16 protein-coding genes are annotated in these 22,289 nt (G+C 33.6%); 8 read left to right on the forward strand and 8 right to left on the reverse strand.

Translation table 11 applies throughout. The features are described 5' to 3' along the window. Nucleotides 1-4 precede the first annotated feature (4 nt). The 4 genes from ABD935_RS11915 to ABD935_RS11930 all read right to left on the reverse strand — a co-directional run bounded on the left by ABD935_RS11915 (nt 5) and on the right by ABD935_RS11930 (nt 4,243). The gene (locus ABD935_RS11915) at nt 5-982 is read right to left on the reverse strand and encodes a deoxyhypusine synthase family protein (protein ID WP_345192298.1); all 978 of its coding nucleotides are present in this window, start codon (nt 980-982) and stop codon (nt 5-7) included. Continuing rightward, on the reverse strand, nt 969-1,904 hold the full coding sequence (speB, locus tag ABD935_RS11920; protein WP_345192299.1) for an agmatinase: 936 nt from the start codon (nt 1,902-1,904) through the stop codon (nt 969-971). Before speB ends, ABD935_RS11915 begins: the two co-directional genes overlap by 14 nt. A 3-nt stretch (nt 1,905-1,907) precedes the next feature. Then, on the reverse strand, nt 1,908-3,359 hold the full coding sequence (locus tag ABD935_RS11925; RefSeq protein ID WP_345192300.1) for an arginine decarboxylase: 1,452 nt from the start codon (nt 3,357-3,359) through the stop codon (nt 1,908-1,910). Nucleotides 3,360-3,793: 434 nt separating this feature from the next. Beyond that, the gene (locus tag ABD935_RS11930; RefSeq protein WP_345192301.1) at nt 3,794-4,243 is read right to left on the reverse strand and encodes a nucleoside deaminase; all 450 of its coding nucleotides are present in this window, start codon (nt 4,241-4,243) and stop codon (nt 3,794-3,796) included. 39 nt (nt 4,244-4,282) lie between these two features. Here ABD935_RS11930 and dxs point away from each other — a divergent pair, with 39 nt between their 5' ends. Continuing rightward, a complete protein-coding gene (gene dxs / locus ABD935_RS11935) occupies nt 4,283-6,037 on the forward strand; it encodes a 1-deoxy-D-xylulose-5-phosphate synthase (RefSeq protein WP_345192302.1) in 1,755 nt (584 codons plus the stop codon). 175 nt (nt 6,038-6,212) lie between these two features. Here the strand turns inward: dxs and ABD935_RS11940 are convergent, their stop codons facing one another. Further along, a complete protein-coding gene (locus tag ABD935_RS11940; protein ID WP_345192303.1) occupies nt 6,213-7,790 on the reverse strand; it encodes a T9SS type A sorting domain-containing protein in 1,578 nt (525 codons plus the stop codon). A gap of 311 nt (nt 7,791-8,101) precedes the next feature. Further along, nucleotides 8,102-9,442, reverse strand: coding sequence for a dGTP triphosphohydrolase (gene dgt, locus ABD935_RS11945; RefSeq protein WP_345192304.1), 1,341 nt, complete (start codon nt 9,440-9,442; stop codon nt 8,102-8,104). A gap of 160 nt (nt 9,443-9,602) precedes the next feature. Between dgt and ABD935_RS11950 the strand changes: the two genes are divergently transcribed. The 3 genes from ABD935_RS11950 (at nt 9,603) to ABD935_RS11960 (ending at nt 14,436) form a co-directional block, all read left to right on the forward strand. After that, complete coding sequence (locus ABD935_RS11950) at nt 9,603-9,986, forward strand: carboxypeptidase-like regulatory domain-containing protein (protein ID WP_345192305.1); 384 nt, start codon at nt 9,603-9,605, stop codon at nt 9,984-9,986. 363 nt (nt 9,987-10,349) lie between these two features. Then, nucleotides 10,350-13,193 (forward strand): TonB-dependent receptor, encoded by a 2,844-nt coding sequence (locus tag ABD935_RS11955; RefSeq protein WP_345192306.1) that lies wholly within the window; start codon nt 10,350-10,352, stop codon nt 13,191-13,193. A 31-nt stretch (nt 13,194-13,224) separates the two neighbouring features. Beyond that, the gene (locus ABD935_RS11960; protein ID WP_345192307.1) at nt 13,225-14,436 is read left to right on the forward strand and encodes a multidrug transporter; all 1,212 of its coding nucleotides are present in this window, start codon (nt 13,225-13,227) and stop codon (nt 14,434-14,436) included. A gap of 82 nt (nt 14,437-14,518) precedes the next feature. Here ABD935_RS11960 and ABD935_RS11965 read toward each other — a convergent pair whose 3' ends face one another. Next, nucleotides 14,519-14,833, reverse strand: a complete 315-nt coding sequence (locus ABD935_RS11965; protein WP_345192308.1) for a toxin-antitoxin system YwqK family antitoxin — start codon at nt 14,831-14,833, stop codon at nt 14,519-14,521. 383 nt (nt 14,834-15,216) lie between these two features. Here ABD935_RS11965 and ABD935_RS11970 point away from each other — a divergent pair, with 383 nt between their 5' ends. Together ABD935_RS11970 and ABD935_RS11975 are read left to right on the forward strand one after the other, a co-directional pair. Continuing rightward, nucleotides 15,217-16,407, forward strand: a complete 1,191-nt coding sequence (locus tag ABD935_RS11970) for a porin (protein WP_345192309.1) — start codon at nt 15,217-15,219, stop codon at nt 16,405-16,407. Between the two features lie 70 nt (nt 16,408-16,477). Next, entirely contained in the window at nt 16,478-18,778 is a 2,301-nt protein-coding gene (locus tag ABD935_RS11975; RefSeq protein ID WP_345192310.1) for an inorganic phosphate transporter, read from the forward strand. 39 nt (nt 18,779-18,817) lie between these two features. On the opposite strand, the gene ABD935_RS11980 is transcribed toward ABD935_RS11975, so the two are convergent. Beyond that, the gene (locus ABD935_RS11980) at nt 18,818-20,599 is read right to left on the reverse strand and encodes a Na/Pi cotransporter family protein (RefSeq protein ID WP_345192311.1); all 1,782 of its coding nucleotides are present in this window, start codon (nt 20,597-20,599) and stop codon (nt 18,818-18,820) included. Between the two features lie 207 nt (nt 20,600-20,806). Here ABD935_RS11980 and ppnP point away from each other — a divergent pair, with 207 nt between their 5' ends. Together ppnP and ABD935_RS11990 are read left to right on the forward strand one after the other, a co-directional pair. Further along, complete coding sequence (gene ppnP / locus ABD935_RS11985) at nt 20,807-21,088, forward strand: pyrimidine/purine nucleoside phosphorylase (RefSeq protein WP_345192312.1); 282 nt, start codon at nt 20,807-20,809, stop codon at nt 21,086-21,088. Nucleotides 21,089-21,280: 192 nt separating this feature from the next. Then, nucleotides 21,281-22,162 (forward strand): OmpA family protein, encoded by an 882-nt coding sequence (locus ABD935_RS11990; protein WP_345192313.1) that lies wholly within the window; start codon nt 21,281-21,283, stop codon nt 22,160-22,162. The last annotated feature ends 127 nt before the right edge of the window (nt 22,163-22,289 follow it).

Genomic DNA, 22,289 nt, shown 5'->3' on the forward strand with positions numbered 1-22,289 from the left:
TATTTTATTGATCTAGTAAATAAGCAAAAATTAAAGGCGCTACAATGGTAGCATCACTTTCAATAATAAACTTTGGAGTATTAATATCTAATTTACCCCAAGTAATTTTTTCATTTGGCACGGCACCAGAATACGAGCCGTAACTAGTAGTTGAATCTGAAATTTGACAAAAATAACTCCAAAACGGTGTGTCAGTGCGCTCCATATCTTGATACAACATAGGTACCACACATATTGGAAAATCGCCAGCAATACCCCCGCCAATTTGGAAGAAGCCAATACCATTCTTAGAATTATTGGTATACCAATCTGCTAAAAACGTCATATATTCAATACCAGATTTCATAGTGCTTGCTTTCAATTCGCCTTTTAAAACATAGCTTGCAAAAATATTACCCATGGTACTATCTTCCCAACCTGGGCATACTATAGGCAGGTTTTTTTCAGCAGCAGCATACATCCAAGAATCTTTTAAATCAATTTCATAATATTGCTCTAAAACGCCTGACAATAACATTTTGTACATATATTCATGTGGTAAGTAACGCTCACCATTGGCTTCTGCATCTTTCCAAATTTTTACAATATGTTCTTGTAATCTACGAAAGGCTTCATGCTCAGGAATACAAGTATCTGTAACACGATTTAGTCCTTTTTCTAACAAACCCCATTCTTCTTGTGGTGTTAAATCACGATAATTAGGCACACGTTTGTAATGTGAATGTGCTACCAAATTCATGATATCCTCCTCTAGGTTTGCTCCTGTACAAGAAATAATCTGAACTTTATCTTGACGAATCATTTCTGCAAAACTTTTACCTAATTCCGCCGTACTCATTGCTCCAGCTAGAGACACAAGCATTTTTGCACCATTATCCAATTGTGCTTCATACCCTTTTGCTGCATCCACTAAAGCTGCTGCATTAAAGTGTAAATAATGTTTCTCTATAAATTGAGAAATAGGTCCCTTAGTAGTTGTCATCGTCAGTAAATTTTAAAGTGTTCTTTTTTTGTTCTGAATTATTATAAGCGTTATCGTAATCATCACCTGCATCATCATTCATAAATTTATAACTCAGCATCTTATAATATAATTTTGCTGCTAGAAAGTCTGAAGATTTTTCTTTTTCATCAGGGCATAATTCAACAATATCAAATCCTACCACATTTTTCTCTTCAAAAACTTGCTTTAAAAAATCTAGAGTTTCATACCATAATAAACCTCCTGGCTCTGGAGTTCCTGTACTTGGCATTATAGAAGGATCAAAGGCATCTAAATCAAAAGTGATGAATACATTGTCGGTCATTTGATCAATAGCAGAATCCATCCAAGAATCATCCACAGCCATATTATGAGCAAAATACATTTTCTCTTCGTCCATTACCGTTTTCTCCATGATGTCCATAGAACGAATCCCAACTTGAATTAAATTGGTGTTTTGGCTCGCTTCATAAACCGCACAAGCGTGATTGCAGGCAGAACCTTCGTATTCTTTTCGCAAATCGGCATGCGCATCAATATGCAAAACAGTCAAACTTGGAAACATCTCGTTAAATGCACGAATAGTTCCTATAGAAACTGAATGCTCTCCACCAAAGATAGTTACAAACTTATTCTTTTTAATGTATGTTTTAGTAGCTTGGTGTACAGCTTCAACCATAGTTTCTGGCGATGCATTTTCCGTAACGGCATCAGCTAAAAACACACCTTGATGATATACTTCAGTACCCGTTTCAATATCATAAAGCTCCATGTTTTCTGAAGCTTCTAAAAAAGCTTTTGGCCCTTTATCAGAACCTTTTTGCCATGTACTTGTACCATCATAAGGCACGGGAATTAAAACAATTTTTGCTTGCTCTAATTTTGCTAATTCATCTGGAATTCCAGCGTATGTATTTGTCATTTTTTAATAGTAAGTTTCAGTTGTTTCTAATACCTCTTTTTCAGTCTTAACTTTCTGAGGCATATCATAACCTAATATTTTAAGCAAGTCTTCACTTTTTTGTTGTTCGCTAAATAATTTTGTTGTTATATTTCCGTCTTCATCTCTATCAATTAAAATATGCTTTGGCGAAGGAATTAAACAGTGCTGCAAACCGCCAAAACCACCAATAGTTTCTTGGTAAGCGCCTGTATTGAAAAAACCAATATATAAAGGTTTGTCTTTATTGTATTTTGGCATATAAATGGCGTTCATGTGCTGCTCGCTGTTATAATAATCATCACTATCGCAAGTCAATCCGCCTAATAACACACGCTCATAACTATCTTGCCAACGGTTAACAGCCAATAAAATAAAACGTTTATTAATTGCCCAAGTATCTGGTAAGGTTGTAATGAAAGATGAGTTTATCATGTTCCATTTCTCACGGTCGTTTTGCTGTTTTTGGTACAACACTTCGTAAATAGCACCTCCACTTTCGCCAACAGTAAAACTTCCAAATTCTGTAAAAATATTTGGTACTTCAACACCTTCTTCCTCACAAGTCAATTTAATTTGATTTACAATTTCATCAATCATATACTCGTAATCAAACTCAAAAGCCAAAGAGTTTTTTATCGGGAAACCGCCACCTATATTTAAACTATCAAGTGTGGGGCAAATCTTTTTCAAACTTGTATACACCTTCAAACATTTTAAAAGTTCGTTCCAGTAATAGGCGTTATCTCTAATGCCTGTATTGATAAAAAAGTGAAGCATTTTAAGCTCAACCTTTTCATTATTTGCAATTTGATTCTTGTAAAACGGTACAATATTTTTGTAGCCAATACCCAAACGCGAGGTATAGAATTCAAACTTTGGCTCTTCTTCAGAAGCTATTCTAATACCAACATTAAACTTCCCGTCAATTTCTTTTGACAGCAAATCAATTTCCTCGTAGTTATCAATAATAGGAATGGCATTTTTATGACCATTATTAATCAAACGCGCAATATTTGTTATGTACTGTGCGCGCTTAAACCCGTTGCTAATTATAAACGCGTCATCAGTAATTTTACCCTCAGCCTTTAAACGCTCTACAATATCAATATCAAAAGCCGAAGACGTTTCTATATGGATGTTATTCTTTAAAGCCTCATTTAAAACATGTTTAAAATGAGAACTTTTTGTGCAATAGCAATAGTTGTAGTTGCCCTTGTAATCGTGTTTCTCAATAGCATTTGCAAACCACTTCTTAGCCTTATTAATATTGTTAGATATTTGTGGTAAGTATGTGAATTTCAACGGTGCGCCATACTGTTTTGTTAATTGCATTAGATCTATTCCGTGAAAATGCAACTGTCCTTTATCAACTTTAAATTCTTCCTGAGGGAAATCAAAAGTTTGATTGATTAAATCAATATATTTTGTATTCAATGTGTTATTTTTTAATAAAAGTTAAAAATGTAATTGGTGTATTAACTACACGTTAAGCCAATAAAAAAATAACAATATCAAATACGGAACTCTTTCTGGGTAGTAGGCACAAAGGGATACTCATGCTGTATAGCATGTATTGGAGACACGGAAGTTAGCTTTAAAATTCGGTTGCTTAATCTATAAGCTGCTTTTGAATATGACTTCCTAATTTTCAAAGGCCCGAACACAGAAACAGAGTTCAAAATGTTCAGCTAAATAGAATACAAATGAAATACAAAAATTTGAATTACAAACTTTTTTTTTGAAAAATTTTCAAAAATGTATTGTGCTTGTTTTTGGGTGTTATCACTCCCGACAGTTAGGGACTCACTCTCTTATTTTTGTATTTGTAATACTTAAATTCAGTATTTACAAGTTCAAGGTGATAAAAATCAATTCAAATTCCGTTTTTCAACAAAAAATCGTTTCATTAAAGCTGAAGCTTCTTCTTCTAGAACACCACCAGAAATTGTTGTCCTAGGGTGTAATTTCGTTTTCAAGTTTATACAGCCACGCTCCATATCCCTAGCGCCATATACAATTTTAGAAATCTGACTCCAATACAAGGCGCCAGCACACATTTGGCAAGGTTCCAAAGTGACATATAACGTACATTTTTGAAGATATTTGCCACCTAAAAAATTGGTAGCAGCGGTTATGGCTTGCATTTCTGCATGAGCCGTAACATCTGTTAAAGTTTCGGTTAAATTATGTCCTCTAGCAATTATTCTATTATCAATAACAATAACTGCACCTACAGGAATCTCACCTTGTTCAAAAGCAGATTCAGCTTCCTGAAGTGCTTTTTTCATAAAATAAATATCATCAAAAGGTTCTATCATGATAGCAAAAATACAAATTGATTCTTGTACTTTTGCCCTGTGCAAAAAAGTCTTTTAAATACTATTGATTCACCCAAAGAACTCCGTCTTTTAAAGCAAGAGGACTTACAACTACTCGCAAAAGAACTTCGTGACTTCATAATTAATATCGTTGCCACAAAAGAAGGGCATTTGGGAGCCAGTTTGGGCGTTGTAGAATTAACTATTGCACTACATTACGTTTTCAACACGCCAAAAGACCAATTAATTTGGGATGTTGGACACCAAGCATACGTACATAAAATTTTAACGGGACGACAAGATAATTTTCACACCAACAGGCAACTTGGAGGCATAAGTGGTTTCCCAAAGCGCGATGAAAGTAACTATGACGCTTTTGGTGTTGGGCATGCCTCCACCTCTATTTCGGCAGCTTTAGGCATGGCAATTGCCTCACAATTAAAAGGCGAAGACAAACATCATATTGCTGTAATTGGTGATGCTAGTATTGCTGGAGGTATGGCCTTTGAAGGATTGAATCATGCTGGTGTTACCAATGCAAACTTGTTAGTTATTTTAAATGATAATGCTATTGGAATAGACCCCAGTGTTGGCGCTTTAAAAATGTATTTAACCAACGTAAAAAAAGGCACTCAAAAACAGGACAATATTTTTGAAGCTTTAAATTTTGATTATTCAGGTCCCATTGACGGGCATGATATTGATACTATCATCTCAGAATTGAATCGGCTAAAAACCGTAAAAGGCCCTAAGTTTTTGCACATTATTACTAAAAAGGGAAAAGGTTTAAAGCAAGCTGAAGTAGACCAAGTAAAATATCATGCTCCAGGAAAGTTTGATGCCAAAACTGGAGATCTAGCGGCAAAATCTACTGAAGTGCAGCCACCAAAATACCAAGATGTTTTTGGATATACTATTGTAGAATTGGCCAAGCAAAACAAAAACATTGTAGGTATTACACCGGCCATGCCTACGGGAAGCTCATTAAAATATATGATGGAAGAAATTCCCGAACGTGCTTTTGATGTGGGCATAGCAGAACAACACGCTGTTACACTAGCAGCAGGAATGGCAACCCAAGGATTGATTCCGTTTTGTAATATATATTCAACCTTTTTACAGCGTGCCTACGACCAAATCATTCATGATGTAGCCCTTCAAAAATTACCTGTTATTTTTTGTTTAGATCGTGCTGGTCTAGTTGGGGAAGATGGCGCAACACATCATGGTGTTTATGATTTAAGCTATTTACGATGCATCCCGAACCTCATCATATTTGCTCCTAGAAACGAGGTGGAGTTACGCAATATCATGTACACAGCTCAATTTGGTTTAGCGTTTCCTATTGCTATTCGTTACCCTCGCGGTCGTGGGGTTACCATAGATTGGAAACAACCGTTTTCTAAAATTGAAATTGCTAAAGGTGTTCAGCTTAAAAAAGGTAAAAATTTGGCGGTTTTAAGTATTGGCAGTATGGCGCTAAATGTTACAGAAGCCATTAAATATTTAAACGTTTCGCATTACGATATGCGTTTTATTAAGCCTTTAGATGAAAATTTACTTCATACTATTTTTAAAATATACGATATAATTGTTACTGTTGAAGACCATGCTATTAAAGGTGGTTTTGGATCTGCTATTTTAGAATTTGCTTCGGAAAATGGTTATAAAAACAATATAAAAACATTGGGGATTCCTGATGCTTTTATAGAACATGGTAGCGTTGATGAACTGCAAGAACTTGTTGGTTTGGATGTTGGGAATTTGAATACCATTTTTACAGATTTTTTGTAAATACCTTTCCTTGACTTTGTCAGAAAAATTAACTAACTTCGTTTAACGCTTGATAAAAAATCATTGAAACGATTTTTTATCACGGAAAGCCCACGGCGAGGTATAAGCGAGGACTTGTAGAGTAAAGCCCGACCCTTGTGGTAACGTCCAAATAACTTTCCTCAAGACTATTCTATTATTTAGAAATAATTTTTTTAACGCTAATACCTTTATTAGTAATTAACTTCACAAAGTACATCTGGTTACCAAGGGCTGTTAGATCTAGTTTTGTTTTAGATTGGGAACCAATTACATAGTTTTTGTTTACAACGCTTTTAATTAATACGCCTTTAAGATCATATAATTGAATAGCAACATCGGTTTGATAATCAAAAGAATAATCAACGAACACCTCATATTCAAACGGAATGGGATACACTGTAAAGTTAGTATTACTATCCAAAGATTCTACGTTCAAGGTTGTATTGTCAAAGTTTGCAATGACTATGTTTACATTGGTTATGCTAGAGGTATATGGACCAGAGGGGTCGTTAAACGAATCGAAAAAACGAATTGTTAAATCATCGCCTCCCACATATTTTTTGTTTAATACTCCTATCCAATTTAATGTTGTAGCATTGCCATTATCCTGTGATCCAAAAGTTGCCTTACCAACGTTTTTAAATATTTCACTGCCACCATCGTTTAATCCCATTTCAATAGTACTTGACCAAGCCACATTTCCTGTTCCAACAAAGTCTGCCGATATCTGGTAGATTAAATAATCTCCCGTAACCCCAGTTGTTGTTAATGGTACGGACACTCCTGTTGTTCCACTTATTAGCGTACCTGCATCAAAACTCGGAAAAGAGTGAGGATTCGCCTTCGCAATAGTAACCACAACATTGGTTATATTAGAAGTATATGGTCCAGAGGCATCATTAAAGGAATCAAAAAAGCGTATCGTTAAATTATCGCCCCCTATATATTTTTTGTTTAAAACTCCTGTCCAGTGGAGCGTTGTAGCATTCCCGCTATCCAATGATCCAGAAGTTGCTTTGCCAACGTCTTTAAATATTTCACTGCCACCATTGTTTAATTCCATTTCAATAGTGCTTGACCAAGCCACATTTCCTGTTCCAATAAAGTCTGCTGATATTTGGTAGATTAGATAATCTCCCATAACCCCAGTTGTAGTTAATGGGATGGACACTCCTGATGTTCCACTTGTAAGCGTACCTGCATCAAAACTCGAAAAAGAGTGAGAGTCTGCCTTCGAAATAGAAATTACCACATTGGTTATATTAGAGGTATATGGACCAGAGGCATCATTAAAGGAATCAAAAAAGCGTATCGTTAAATTATCGCCCCCTATATATTTTTTGTTTAAAACTCCAGTCCAGTACAGCTTTGTAGCATTCCCGCTATCCAATGACCCAGAAGTTGCTTTATCAACGTCTTTAAATATTTCACTGCCACCATTGTTTAATTCCATTTCAATAGTGCTTGACCAAGCCATATTTCCTGTTCCAATAAAGTCTGCTGATATTTCATAGATTAAATAATCTCCTGTAATTCCAGTTGTAGTTAATGGGACGGATACTCCTGTTGTTCCACTTGTAAGTGTACCTGCATCAAAACTTGAAAAAGTATGTGACTGAGCAGTAGCAATAGTACCGCTTGACAAAATGAAAAGTAATAAAAATATCTCTTTAGAGTAAAAACTAATTTGAGAAAAAATTAAGGTAAATGGTTTGAAAGTAAAAGTGTTCATATAGGCTTAGTGTTTTGGTGGTTGATATTGTGGCTATAAATAGATTTAAAATATGAGAAAACATTAAATTTATGACAATCGCTAATGTACGAATTAATTTATCTAAATATTGAATTTTCTGTTAAACAAAGAATCCATTAAAGATTTAAGATTGTCTATCACAAATTATATCGCTAAAATTAGTAATGTTTAAATAGGAAAAACTGTTTTAGGTTATCAATTACTGGTACTCTTTTTAAACAAGTACTCACAAGCTTAAAATCCCGACCCTTGCAGTAACCTGCCGGCAGGCAGGCGTCCAAATAATTTTCCTAAAAACTAATACCTTTTATCTTCTTGTAATCCAGTATCGCCTTACTATCGGACAGTAAGGACACATAATAACACACGCTTGAAAGACGGCTGTATAGGCTAGAATTGTTGGTTTGAATGGTTTTTGGCAATCCTTTTAAAATAAGTTTATCGTAATTTGAACCGCTATTATCAAAACAGTTGTTTATAGCACTTGTATAGGTGTTTAATAAAGTATTTATAACGCCATAGCCAGCTATTTCCTTATCTACAACTTCTGTGGATTGATAGATGTTTTCTATACTGATTTTAATAATATCGTTTATTTGTGCTTCGTATTTACTTTTATCTAGCAGGGCGCAATCGAAATCGCCACTTAAAATAGCATCTTCATGTTTCATAAAAATATCAACAGCTTCATTTATAAGCGAGCCTATAGCCAAAGCACGCAAATACCCTACACGATCCTCTTTCGTTGAAAGCGCATAATAGTTTTCTGGTTTTATGTTATCTCTAATAATTTTAGACAAGTATTCTAAAGCAAATTCTTCTTGAATGAGCCCTAGGTTAATCCCATCTTCAAAATCGATGATAGTATAACAGATATCATCGGCTGCTTCCACCAAAAACGCCAGAGGATGACGCGAAAAACTCAAATCTTTAGTACTTCTTTTTACTAAACCAAGCTCATTAGCGACATCTACAAAGGCTTCTTTTTCAGACTGAAAAAAACCATACTTTTTATCTGCTATATGTTTGGTTGGTTTTTTTGGCAGGGATTCTTTGGGGTATTTTGTAAATGCTCCAAGTGTGGCGTAACTTAATCGTAATCCACCTTGGCGTCCTGCTCTGCTTTCGGTTAAAATTTTAAATCCATTGGCATTGCCTTCAAAATCGCATAAATCTTGATATTCTTTTTCTGTTAGTTGGCTTTTGAATTGTTTACCATTACCCGTTTTAAAAAACTCGCCAATGGCTTTTTCTCCTGAATGCCCAAATGGTGGGTTTCCAATATCGTGTGCTAAAGCTGCCGCAGCAACTATTGCTCCAAAATCATTGGCTTGATAACCGTGTACACTTTGTAAATGCGGATGTTTTTCTAATAGTTTTTGTCCTACTCTTCTACCGAGTGATCGCCCAACAACACTCACCTCTAAACTGTGTGTTAAACGCGTATGCACAAAATCGGTTTGAGATAATGGAATAACCTGTGTTTTATCTTGAAGACTTCTGAATTCTGAAGAAAAAATGACACGATCGTAATCTACTTCAAAACCTAAGCGGGTTTCGTCTTGTTCTTTTCTTATACGTTTATTAGTATCGCCAAAGCGTTTTAAGGATAGTAGTTGTTCCCAGTTCATGGTGAAAATTTATGTGAAGGCAAGATAACATTTCCTATTAAAAATTAAATATAAAATCGCTTAACATTAAGGTAACATTTTAATCATAGTTGTTTAAACTTTAGGTAACACCAAGATTACTATTAAACGTTTACTTTGCACTTGAACTTAGATTTCAACTATGAAATATATCATACTTACAGCCATTTTTTTTGTATCAGCATTTACTTTTGCTCAGAATAATGGATCCATAAGCGGAAATTTATTAGATATTGAATTAAATAATGCCCCTTTAATGTTTGCTAAAGTTTCCATTAAAGAAACAGGTGCAGAAGTATTATCTGATGAGCATGGCGCTTTCAAATTTCAAAATTTAAAAGATGGCACTTATACTTTAACATGTAGTTTTACAGGCTATGAAAACAAAGAAACAGAGGCTAAAGTGATTTCAGGAAAATCAACTCCTATTAAATTAGCTTTAACAGCAAGTACACTATCTTTAGATGACCTAATGATGGCTATGGCAAGCGCTGATAAAAAGACAACTTCGGCTTCAGTCAATTAAAATTATCTAGTAAATAACATATAGATTAATTGCTATAATAAAGAAAGCAACTTTCTCTCAAAAAGAAAAGTTGCTTTTTTAATTCAATAACTTTCCTATTCCACCACTTCCAATAAGAAGAAAATTGAAGAGTTATCAATGAACTTTTAAACTTTTTAGCTTCAATCAAAAAAGTTTAAATGAGTTCAATACCGCCAAACCAAAGTATTAGCAATTCAATGTTAATTAAATGTAACCATCTAGCAATAATTACAGCAATATCGTAACATTTACCTAACGCTTTTATTACAGTTCTTTAATCCCCAGGTAACACCTTTTTTACAATACGGTGGTTTCTTTGCAACGAGAAATTTAAATATACTAATGAAAAAATTTATACTATTATTTATACTCTTTACAACGGTACTCTTAAATGCACAAAGTACTGGTTCGCTTAAAGGAAAGCTAACGGACAAAGAATATAATAATGAGCCCTTAGCCTTTGCCAATGTGCTTTTAAAAGGAACAACTATTGGAACAACATCAGATTTTGATGGCTTGTACAGTTTCGAAAACATTGAGCCAGGATCTTACACTCTAATATTTAGTTTTGTTGGTTACGAAACTCAAGAAATTAATGCCCATGTTGTAGCTGGAAAATCCATAGATGTTAATGTAATTATGAATGCGAGTGCAGCTTCTTTAGATGAAGTATTTATTACAACAACCACTAAAAGAGAAAGTGAAACCGCTTTATTATTAGACCAAAAGAAAGCTGTTGAAATAAAACAAAGTATTGGAGCGGTAGAATTAGAGAGAAAAGGTGTTAGTAATGCTGCAGGCGCAGTTGCTAAAATTTCTGGAGTCTCTAAACAAGAAGGTTCAAGTAATGTTTATGTGCGTGGTTTAGGTGATAGATACTTAAATACCACCATGAATGGTTTATCATTACCATCAAATGATGTTAGCAAGAAAAATATTGATCTTGATTTGTTCTCATCCGATGTTATTGAAAACGTATCTATTAGTAAAGCATATTCCTCAAAATTTTATAGCGATTTTGCTGCTGGGAACGTAGATATCTCTTCAAAAGACTATAAAGGAAATGGCTTTTTTAATTTTGGTGTTGGATCTTCAATTAACACCAACGCTGTTAGCAAGGACTTTGTAAGAAGTGAAGGTACTGGTCATTTTGGTTTCTACAATAGATATGCTCATGACCCTTTTGCGGTTATTTTATCACACGGATTTGACCCTGTTGATGCAGGGACTCCAATAAATACAAGTTTTGGAGGGTCTTTTGGAAAATCATTCACTTTTGAAAATGGTTCTAAACTTAGCTTTTATGGCACAGGATCGTTTGAAAATGATTTTCAATACAGAAAAGGAGCTAATATAGATTATACAAACGTTGAGAAAAAAGCTTTTGAGGAAGCTGAAGAGTTTGAATATGGTACGACCACCACAGCCATGGCATCTATTATTCATAAAATAGACAGCAGCAATACTTTAAAGTTTAATTCTTTATTTGTGAATAGTTCATCGGATAAAGTTGGTTTTTTTGGAATTGATGGAAAAGGACGAAATAGAGACGCTATTGCTAATACTGATGAAGGGTTCTATCAACAAAACATTCAATTTAATGAAAACCTAATTTATGTCAACCAACTTATTGGAACACATAAATTTGACAAGATTGATGTTGATTGGGGGTTTGGGCACAACTTTGTTAATGCTCATGAACCAGACAGAAAACGTTTAAGTTTCGAAAACTATCAATTCGCTCTAGATAACGACCCAAACACTAACCCGATTTTTTACAGTAATGTAGATTTTGATAACCAACGTTATTTTCAAGATATACAAGATGAAGAATTAAACGGACGCTTAAACTTAACTTACAAAGCCACAGAAAAAATCAAACTAAACCTTGGTTATAATGCTAGAACTAAAGAACGTCGTTTTAACAATGTAAGATATGGCTATGATATTATTGATAATAGCGGCATAGAAAATGTTAACGACTTAAACAGCTTTTTTACTTTAAACAATTTGAACCTAACCAGTAATGAAGGCACTTATGAAATTAAAGTCATTAAACCTTATCCAAACCTTGGCAATACAAACAGACCTGGTTTAGATGAAAACACGTATAAAGGAAAGTTGGATATTTTTGCAGGTTATTTTAATGCTGAAATTAATTTTGGCGAAAAATGGCTTATCGTACCAGGTATAAGAATTGAATCTTTTGATCAATACATTGAATATGATGTAATCAATCTTGGCGTTAACGGAAATGACAATATTACCGCATCCGATGTATTGTTTTTACCTAGTTTAAGCATAAAACATGCTTTAAACGACGACCAAAACTTACGATTTTCCGCAAGTCAAACCATATCCTTGCCAGAATTTAAAGAAGTTGCTCCCTTTGTTTACGAAAGTGTATCACAGCGTATAGGCGGTAACCCAGATTTACTAGGTCAAAAAGAAGGGTTTAACTATACCAATGTAAAAGACGTGTCTTATTCAAAAATTTTAAACGTTGATTTAAAATATGAATGGTTTATAACCAAATCCGAATTAATCTCTATCGGAGCATTTTACAAACAAATTGAAGATCCTATAAACCAAGTTGTTGCTTTTGATGCAACAGGGACACAACGTTTTTTCAGAACTGGGGATAAAGCTCAAATTTATGGTGTTGAAGCAGAAATTAGAAAAAATATCATCGTTAATGAAAATGATGACCCAGAACTTTCAATCGGCTTAAATGCAACTTATATGCATACAGAGCAAGATTTATATAGCGACATCATTGGTAGTAACTTTAACGTCAGTTTTGTTAAAGACAAGGAAGAATTACAAGGGGCATCTCCCTTAATTGTCAATACAGATATTAGTTACGCGCCTTCATCATTTGAAAACTACAAACCCATTGCAACACTAGCATTTTCATATTTCTCTGATAGAATTGATGCCTTAGGATCGGGGCAATTAGGAAATGTTATAGAAAAGGGAGTACCAACCTTAGACTTTATTCTAAAAAATAAAATAGGTGAAAACTTCGAAATTAATTTAGCTGCAAAAAACCTATTAAACCCAAACATAACATACGTTAGAGAAACAACTCAAGGCAATATTGTAGTAACATCACCTAACGGAAAAGACGTATCAGATTATAAAAAAGGAATGAACATAGGATTACAATTAAAATATAAATTTTAAATAACTAAAAGAAAAAATAAACTTAGAAACGATGAAAAACAATTTATTATTAGGACTAGCAATTACGGCACTGCTTTTTAACTCTTGCTCAACAGATGATACTGCCGATATCATTATTACTGACAATAGTATAATTAACAACAATAATGGCGAAAACTCTGGCAGTGGAAATGGCGAAGAAATAGCCATTAGCGCAGCGGAATATTCATCAGATTTAGTGCTAGAAGCTAGCAAAACATACACCATAAACGGCCCAGTAATTATGGCTAATGGTGCTAATTTAATCATCGGTGAAGGTGTTACTGTTAAAGCTATAGCAACAGGTGCTGATGTTTACATTGCCATATCACAAGGTGCAAAAATAATTGCCAATGGTACAGCTGCCAACCCAATTGTTATGACTTCTGGAGCTTCAAATCCAGCTGCTGGACAATGGGGTGGTTTAATTATCTTAGGAAAAGCGCCTATCAACTCTGTAACAGGAAATGCGACTTCTACTTCTGAAATAGGAAGCTTACCATACGGTGGAACTGAGACTTCTGATAGTTCGGGAATTATTCGTTATGTACGTGTAGAATATTCTGGTGGCGCTGCTGATGGATCTTCTGAAAACAACGGATTCTCTTTTTACGGTGTAGGTGCTGGAACAACAGTAGATTACATTCAAGCTTACGAAGGTGCTGATGATGGTATAGAATTTTTCGGAGGAAATGTTGAGGTAAATCATGCCGTTGTAATTAACTGTCAAGATGATTCTATTGACTGGACTGAAGGTTTTACAGGTAAAGTAACCAACGCCTATGTTAAACATGGAGCCGATCACGATAAAGGTTTTGAATGTGATGGTTACAATACTGATATAGGAAATTTATCTAACCCTAAATTCTGGTCTAAACCAACTGTAAAAGATGTGACTATAGTAGGTTTAGGTTCTAGTACAGGAAACGAAGCAATAAGATTAAGAGCTGGAACTCAAGGTATATTTGAGAATATATTAATTGAAGGTTTTGCTGAAGGTTTTGATTTAGATGGAGACGCTGGAGCAAATAGCGATAACCCAACAGGCACAGGCGTTATTAACGGCGATTTAGATATTACCAATGTAACCTTTACGGATGTTACCAAACAACTTAAAAATGATACAGGTGACACCTTTGCTGATGCAGATTTTATGACAGGTATTGGGAATGCAACAGGTACAGATTATGCAATCTGGGGAGCAAGTTGGACCACTGGAAACTAATTACATACACAACAAATTATCATAAAAAAAAGCATCCTGAAAATCAGGATGCTTTTTTTATCTTATCACTTTGCCATATACATTAAAGCGAAGCGACATTATTTTCATACTTGACTTCCTTTTTAGTTCCGTCAATCCAATAAATCCATTTGCCGACTTTTTTTCCATTATCATAATTTGCAGAAACTGTTTTCTTGCCTTCTGTGTTAAAGCTTAACCAAACACCTTGAAGTTTACCATCTGCTGTGTAAGATCCAGTTTGGCTTACAACACCATTGTCATGATAATAAACAACATCAATTAAATTTGTGTCTTTATTAAGTTTTAATTCTCTCTTTTGCTGAGCAAAAGAAACCACAGTAATTAAAAAGGCAAAAACAAATAATAATTTCTTCATAATTATGGGGGTTTTAACATTATAGTATAAAGATACAAATTCGATAACATTTACACAACTTTCACATAACATTAAATTAACATTAAATCTTCAAAAAACTAACTACCAGTATCTTAAAAGCAAAGATTTAACATTGGAATATTAATAATTACTTAATATAGAGGTTACATTAAGATTACCTTAAACCTCGATATTTGTAACGTCTTGAGACAAAACAATTAGTATTTCATATAATCTATTAGTTTTTGTCGACTACATTATCATGATTTCTAATGAGACTGCCTTTGGCCGAGGCAGTCTTTTTTGTTCTAAAATTAATCATTTAGAAACATTAAGTTAACATTGATTTTAGTTATTTGCACCGACAAAAACTAATAAATACAATGAAAACTAAAATTACCCTTATCGCGGCGCTTCTATTTGCAATTACATCTTTAAGCGCACAAGAAATTAAATCAGGTAAATTCGGAAAAGGTCTTTTCAATATTGTTGGGAAAGATAGTTCATGGACTATGAGAGTCGGCTTAAGAGCACAACTTCTAGGAACTTCAACCTGGGAAGAAGGAGAAAGTGGCGAAGCCAGTTTTTTGACTCGAAGATCTCGTTTAAAATTTGATGGTTTTGCTTATAGCCCAAAATTAAAATATAAAATTGAATTAGGGTTATCAAACAGAGACCAATCTGGCGCATCACAGTTCACAAGTAATGCACCTAGATATATCCTAGATGCCGTTTTAATGTGGAATTTTCATCAAAATTTCGTGATTTGGTTTGGTCAAACAAAACTTCCTGGAAACAGAGAGCGTGTTATATCTTCAGCAAATCTTCAACAAGTAGACCGTTCATTATTAAATAGTCGGTTTACGATTGATCGCGACTTCGGTTTTCAATTAAGACATCATTTTAATCTTTCAGATAAATTTGTCGTAAAAGAAATATTCTCTTTAGCACAAGGTGAAGGCAGAAACATTACCACTGGAAACTTAGGCGGTCACCAATATACCGGTCGAATAGAACTATTCCCTTTTGGACAATTTAAAAGTAAAGGCGACTATAAAGGCGCTGATTTAAAACGAGAAAATACGCCTAAACTATCCTTAGCTGTAAGTTATGATCATAATAACAATGCGGTTAAAACCAGAAGTAACCAAGGTTCTTATATGGTAACAGATACTGGTTTTTTTGAAACCAATATAAACACTCTCTTTATCGATGCCATGTTTAAATATAATGGCTTTTCTTTAATGGCAGAATACTCTAATAGGGATGCTAAAGATCCTTTTGCTAAAAACTCCGATGGCACATTAACTGGAGACGAAGTACAAGTAGGCCACGGTTTAAACGTGCAAACTGGATTTTTATTAAAAAACGATTGGGAAGTTTCTGGTCGTTACACCAACATAGAATTAGATAAAAATATTACTGGAAAAAATCCAGAAACTCAATATACTTTGGGCATTTCTAAGTATATTGTGGGCCATAGCTTAAAAGTTCAATCTGATATAAGTCATTTAGAAATTAATGGCGGAAACAATGAATTAATGTATCGATTACAATTCGATATACATTTTTAAAAACATAACATTAAGATAACCTAATAACCAAACGTGCATAAGATATTTGCAGACTAATTATAACTAAATTATGGATAATATTTATTTATTTATGTTAATTGCCATAACGGTTTTGGCTGTTGTTGATATTGTTGTTGGCGTAAGTAATGATGCTATTAACTTCTTAAATTCCGCAATCGGTTCTAAGGCCATTTCGTTACGTACAATTATGATAGTTGCGAGTCTAGGGATTTTCATTGGTGCCGTATTTTCGAGTGGAATGATGGAAGTTGCTAGAAAAGGGATTTTTGTACCTGCTCAGTTTGAATTTGGCGAGATTATGCTAATTTTTATGGCTGTAATGATTACAGATATTTTATTATTAGACTTCTTTAATACACTTGGTCTTCCAACATCAACTACGGTTTCGATTGTTTTTAATTTATTGGGAGCTGCTGTGGTCATGTCCTTAATTAAAATTAGTAATTCTGAGACTCAAACTTTCTCAGATCTAGCGACCTATATTAATACAGAAAAAGCAATTGAAATCATTTCTGGTATTTTGCTATCAGTAGTCATTGCATTCTCTGTTGGCGCTTTTGTACAATGGATATCAAGAATGATATTTACATTTAATTACGAGAAAAAAATAAAGAGTTTTGGTGTAATTTTTGGAGGAGTAGCTTTAACAGCTATAACCTATTTCATTTTCCTTAAAGGTCTAAAAGGAACACCCTATTATAAGGACTTAAAAAGTATAGTAGAAGGTAATGAAGTTTTTATTATTGTAGGCAGTTTTGTTTTCTGGACCTTGTTTTCGTTCATATTCGAGAAGCTTTCTAAAAAAACCATTTTACTTGTTGTAATTGCAGTTGGAACATTTGGATTGGCATTAGCATTTTCTGGAAACGACTTAGTGAATTTTATTGGCGTACCAATGGCAGCATATCATTCATATGAAGCTTGGGTAGCTGGTGGAATGGACGCAACTATGTCAATGGCCGTATTAGAAAAGAAAGTACCTGCTGAACCTATACTACTTTTTATAGCAGGTGGCATTATGGTACTAACGTTATGGTTTTCTAAAAAAGCAAAAACTGTTGCAGAAACAGAAATAAGCTTATCGCGACAAGGCGATACGCACGACAAATTTGAACCTAACCGCCTATCGAGAGCCATTGTTAAAGGAACAACACAATTATCTAATTACTTTAGTGTAATTGTGCCTGAACCAGTTCAAAAATTCGTAGATAAGAGTTTTGAAAAACCAAACATTGTAATGACAAAAGATCAAAGTATTGATGCACCTGCATTCGATATGATCCGTGCTTCGGTTAATTTAATGGTAGCAGGGGTCTTAATTGCTATTGCAACCTCAATGAAATTACCACTATCAACAACATACGTTACATTTATGGTTGCCATGGGTACTTCATTAGCAGATAGAGCTTGGGGAAGAGAAAGTGCTGTTTATCGTGTTGCTGGAGTACTAAATGTTATTGGAGGATGGTTTGGTACTGCTCTTGGCGCATTTGTTGCTGCGGGTCTTGTGGTGTTCTTGATTAACTGGAACCCAAGTGTAATAATTCCAATATTGCTTTTGCTAACTTTTATTTTATTATACAGAAACTACACCTCTCATAAGAAAAAATCAACAAAGACTATTGAGGAAGACAGTCTAACAAAGGCAGAAAGTAGTTCAGTTCAAGGGGTTATACATGAAAGCGCGAAAAACATAGCTAACGTTGTAAAGAGAACTAATAGAATTTACTCTAATGCAATTGTAGGGCTTGCCAAACAGGATTTGTCATTGCTTAAAAAGAGTAAAAAACAAGTAGTAAAACTAACTGCTGAAGTTGATGATTTAAGAGATAACATCTTCTATTTTATCAAAAACCTAGATGAAACTAGTGTTGACGCAAGTAATTTTTATATTAATATTTTAGGACATCTGCAGGACATGACACAATCTTTAGAATACATTTCTAAAGTGAGCCATAAGCACATCAATAATAATCACAAAAAACTTAAATTCAGTCAAATTAAGGAGCTGAAAGTGATCGACGATAAACTGGAAATTTTGTTTAGTGATACTGAAGTTGCATTCAAATCTCACTCTTTTGAACAAATTGGTACTATTTTAAATGAAAAGGCTGAGGTTTATGCTATAGTTAAAGAAAAAATTCAGAAACAAGTTGAACGAACGCGTAATGAAGAATCGAGTCCGAAAAATACTACATTATATTTTAGTGTGCTATTAGAAACAAAAGATCTAATAAACGCAACCATGAACTTGCTTGAAGAGTATCATGGCGCACACGATAGCTCTATTGAACCTGCAACAATTTCGGTTGTTGAAAGTGAGGAAATCGGAATAGAAAAAGCAGAATAACAAATAAAAAAATCACATAAACACCACTGAATAAAACTTCTATTTCGTGGTGTTTTCATTTTCAGATGGTTCTTCTAGTAAAGAATCTTTTTTACCATATAACAATTCTGCGACATCAATTAATTTTTCAATCATATCATTTACATTCGCATAATCATTAAACAATGATGAAGCCATTTCTGCTGTAATTAAATTTTTTCTTATCAGTCTATCTATAGATTTGTTACTTTGTCTAATATTAATTTTTGCTTCCTTCTTTAATTGCTTTAGTTGAAGCGCATATTTCCCGGCATTATCTTCAGTTCTGAATAAATATATCACGCGTAAGACTTTGGTTATTTTTTTTCTATAACTGTCGTATTCATTTTGCAAGTATTTGTTTTCTAAATTTAAAACCATAGTGATGTTTTTATTTAACTCTCTAACATCTTTAATAATTTCAACCATTTTTCTATTGGCTATTTTTATATCTGTAATAGCCTTTGTTTGCCTATCATTCAAGCTTAAAGTACCTTGAGCCGTTGAAGCATATTTTATAATTTCACCATAGATAATTTTAACCTTACTATAATATAAATCATCAACATTTGTTTTTAAATCAATGTTCGATTTTTTGATAACCTTTTTTAGTTTTTTATCAGATATTATATCCGCTCTATGAATATTTAATGCATGGGCTACAATTTCAAAAACACTATTCTTAAATAAATATTTAGATTCATTTAATAATGCTGAAATAACAGTTCCAGGAAATTTTAACACCGCTGGATTAAGGTATTTAGGCTCGCTAATTTCTTTATCACGTTTATCTTTAAAGAAACGCATTAAAAAACGCTCTAACCTTTTAATAAAAGGAATCATTAAAACAACACCAATAACATTAAATATAGTATGGAACAGTGCTAATTTCAAAGTATAGTTTGTTGAGGCAATATATAATATTTCTGAAAAATTATTTACTAATCTTGCCAATGGAAATATAAAGACTATGGCTACCAGACCCGTTATAATATTAAAAATAAAATGGGCAACAGCCAGCCTTTTACCAGCACTATTTGAGCCCAAAGCCCCTAAAATTGCTGTTATGGTTGTACCTACATTTGCACCAATTGCCAATGCCAAAGCGTTTTCATATTCAATTTGCCCAGCCGCTAAAGCTGTTAAAATTAGTGCTAAGGTTGCACTACTAGATTGTAAAATGGTGGTAATAATGATACCTAGTCCCGTATAAATAAGGACTCCTAAAAACCCAGAAACTGCATATTGAGATAAATCTATGTATTCTTTAAAAACATCAAATCCTTCTTTCATATAATGAATACCTAGAAAGAAAAAGCCTAGTCCAGCTAAAACATTCCCAATACCTTTAAGTGATGGTTTTTTTTGAAAAGAAAAAACAACCCCAAAAACAAGCATGGGCATTGCTAAGGCTGCTATCTTTATTTTTAGTCCAAAGCCTGCAACTAACCAAGCCGTAGCCGTAGTTCCTATATTGGCTCCAAAAATCAACCCCAAACCTCCTCCTAAAGAAATTAAGCCTGCACTTATAAAAGATATGGTAATAACCGACACTAAAGAACTCGATTGTATTAATCCCGTTACTAGAGCCCCTGCTGTAATACTTTTATAAAGTTTATTTGTAGCATTTTTTAAGATATTTTGTAATGGGCCTTTAGTAAAAACTCTAAAGCCCTCTTCTAACATTATCATCCCAAAAAGTAAAATAGCAACTCCAGCAGAAATTGTTTTAAAATTTGGATTCAAGTAAAGCGAAATGCCCAAGACAATTAAAAGTCCGAAGAATAAAGACTTTCTGATCATACATTATTATTTAATTAATATTCTAAAACCGCCATTAATATAGTACAAAGTAGTTGTAATAGAAAATTAATCCTCTCAAAACATAATATTGATGGTTGTTGTATCATAAAAAACATCTTATTGACTCATAAAAAGGTTTACATTTGCAATCTGTACTATTCAATTATGAGATGAATTCTTAATAACCATTTAAATAAAAAATTGCAAATGATTTCTACAAACGAATATTTTGAAGGCAACGTAAAATCTTTAGGCTATACATCAACAACAGGAAAATCTACTGTCGGCGTTATGGAAGCTGGCGAATATGAATTTGGAACATCTACGCATGAAACCATGCATGTTGTTGAAGGAGAAATGACGGTTAAATTACCTAACAGTTCCGAATGGACAACTTATAAAGCCGGAGCCTCCTACGAAATTGAAGCTAATGAAAAATTTCAAGTAAAAGTATCTGAACAAACAGCTTATTTATGTCAGTATAAGTAAACTAGTTGTTTGAAATAAGTATATAAAGCGCACTTTTTTTAAGTGTGCTTTTTTATTATACACATCTAATATTCAGTGTTTTAAACACTGTAAAACATTTAAAAAGACTACAAAAAACAAATAAATCACATCTTAACGTCTATAATTAGCTTTTCGTCGTAAATAAATGTTATAAACCAAAAGCTTTTTATTATGAAGAAAATTTCAATTTTATTATTAGTTGCCCTCACTTTTTCTTGTGTTTCAAAAAAGAAATACATGGCTTTAGAACACGAAAATGGAGAAATTAAAAGTGAATTACAAAAAACTCAAGTAGCAAATGAAGACCTAGAAACTAAATTTGCGAAAATCCAAACTAGAGTAAACGAGTATAACACCAAAATATCGTCTCTAAAAGAAGATATTGGAGTAATAACCGAAGAAAGCAATTCTAAATTTGAAGCGCTAGGAAACGGCACGGTTATCTCTAATAATGCTAAAGCCAAAATGCGTGCTACATTAGCACATGTTGATGCTGCTAAACTAAGTCAAGCTAAAACACTAAAAGATTCTATGAATTTAGCTGTTGCTTATAACTTGGAGAAAACAATTAACGCCAACCATATTGATGAAGACGATGATATTTCTGTAAATATTAACGAAACCGTAGTTATGATTTCTATTTCAGACAAAATGTTATTTAATAGTGGAAGCTACGTAGTAAGCTCTAAAGCAGATAAAATCTTAGCAAAACTAGCAGATGTTATAAATTCTGAACCTAGCTTAGATGTTATGGTAGAAGGTCATACGGATTCTAGAGGAATTAACACTGAAAGAGTTTCGGATAACTGGGATTTAAGTGTTTTAAGAGCTACATCTGTAGTTAGAAGATTGCAAAACAAATTTGATGTTTCTCCAGAAAAACTGATAGCCTCAGGTAGAAGTAGCTACCAACCACTAACAGATAATAAAACATGGAAAAACAGAGCAAGAAATAGAAGAACACGTATTGTTATCCTTCCAAACATTGACAAGTTTTTTGCTTTAATGTCTGAAAATGACAATACTGTTGCAGAACACAATATATTAGATTAAACACAAAACTTATTTACAAGTATTAAAAAGCATCCCAATTGGGATGCTTTTTAGATTTGGACTTACTATATTAGACTGGACATTATGTTGCGAGATTTAGAGTTACATAAATTAACTTTGAATCATG

The organism is Algibacter agarivorans (assembly GCF_039543245.1).
Lineage (GTDB): Bacteria > Bacteroidota > Bacteroidia > Flavobacteriales > Flavobacteriaceae > Algibacter_G > Algibacter_G agarivorans.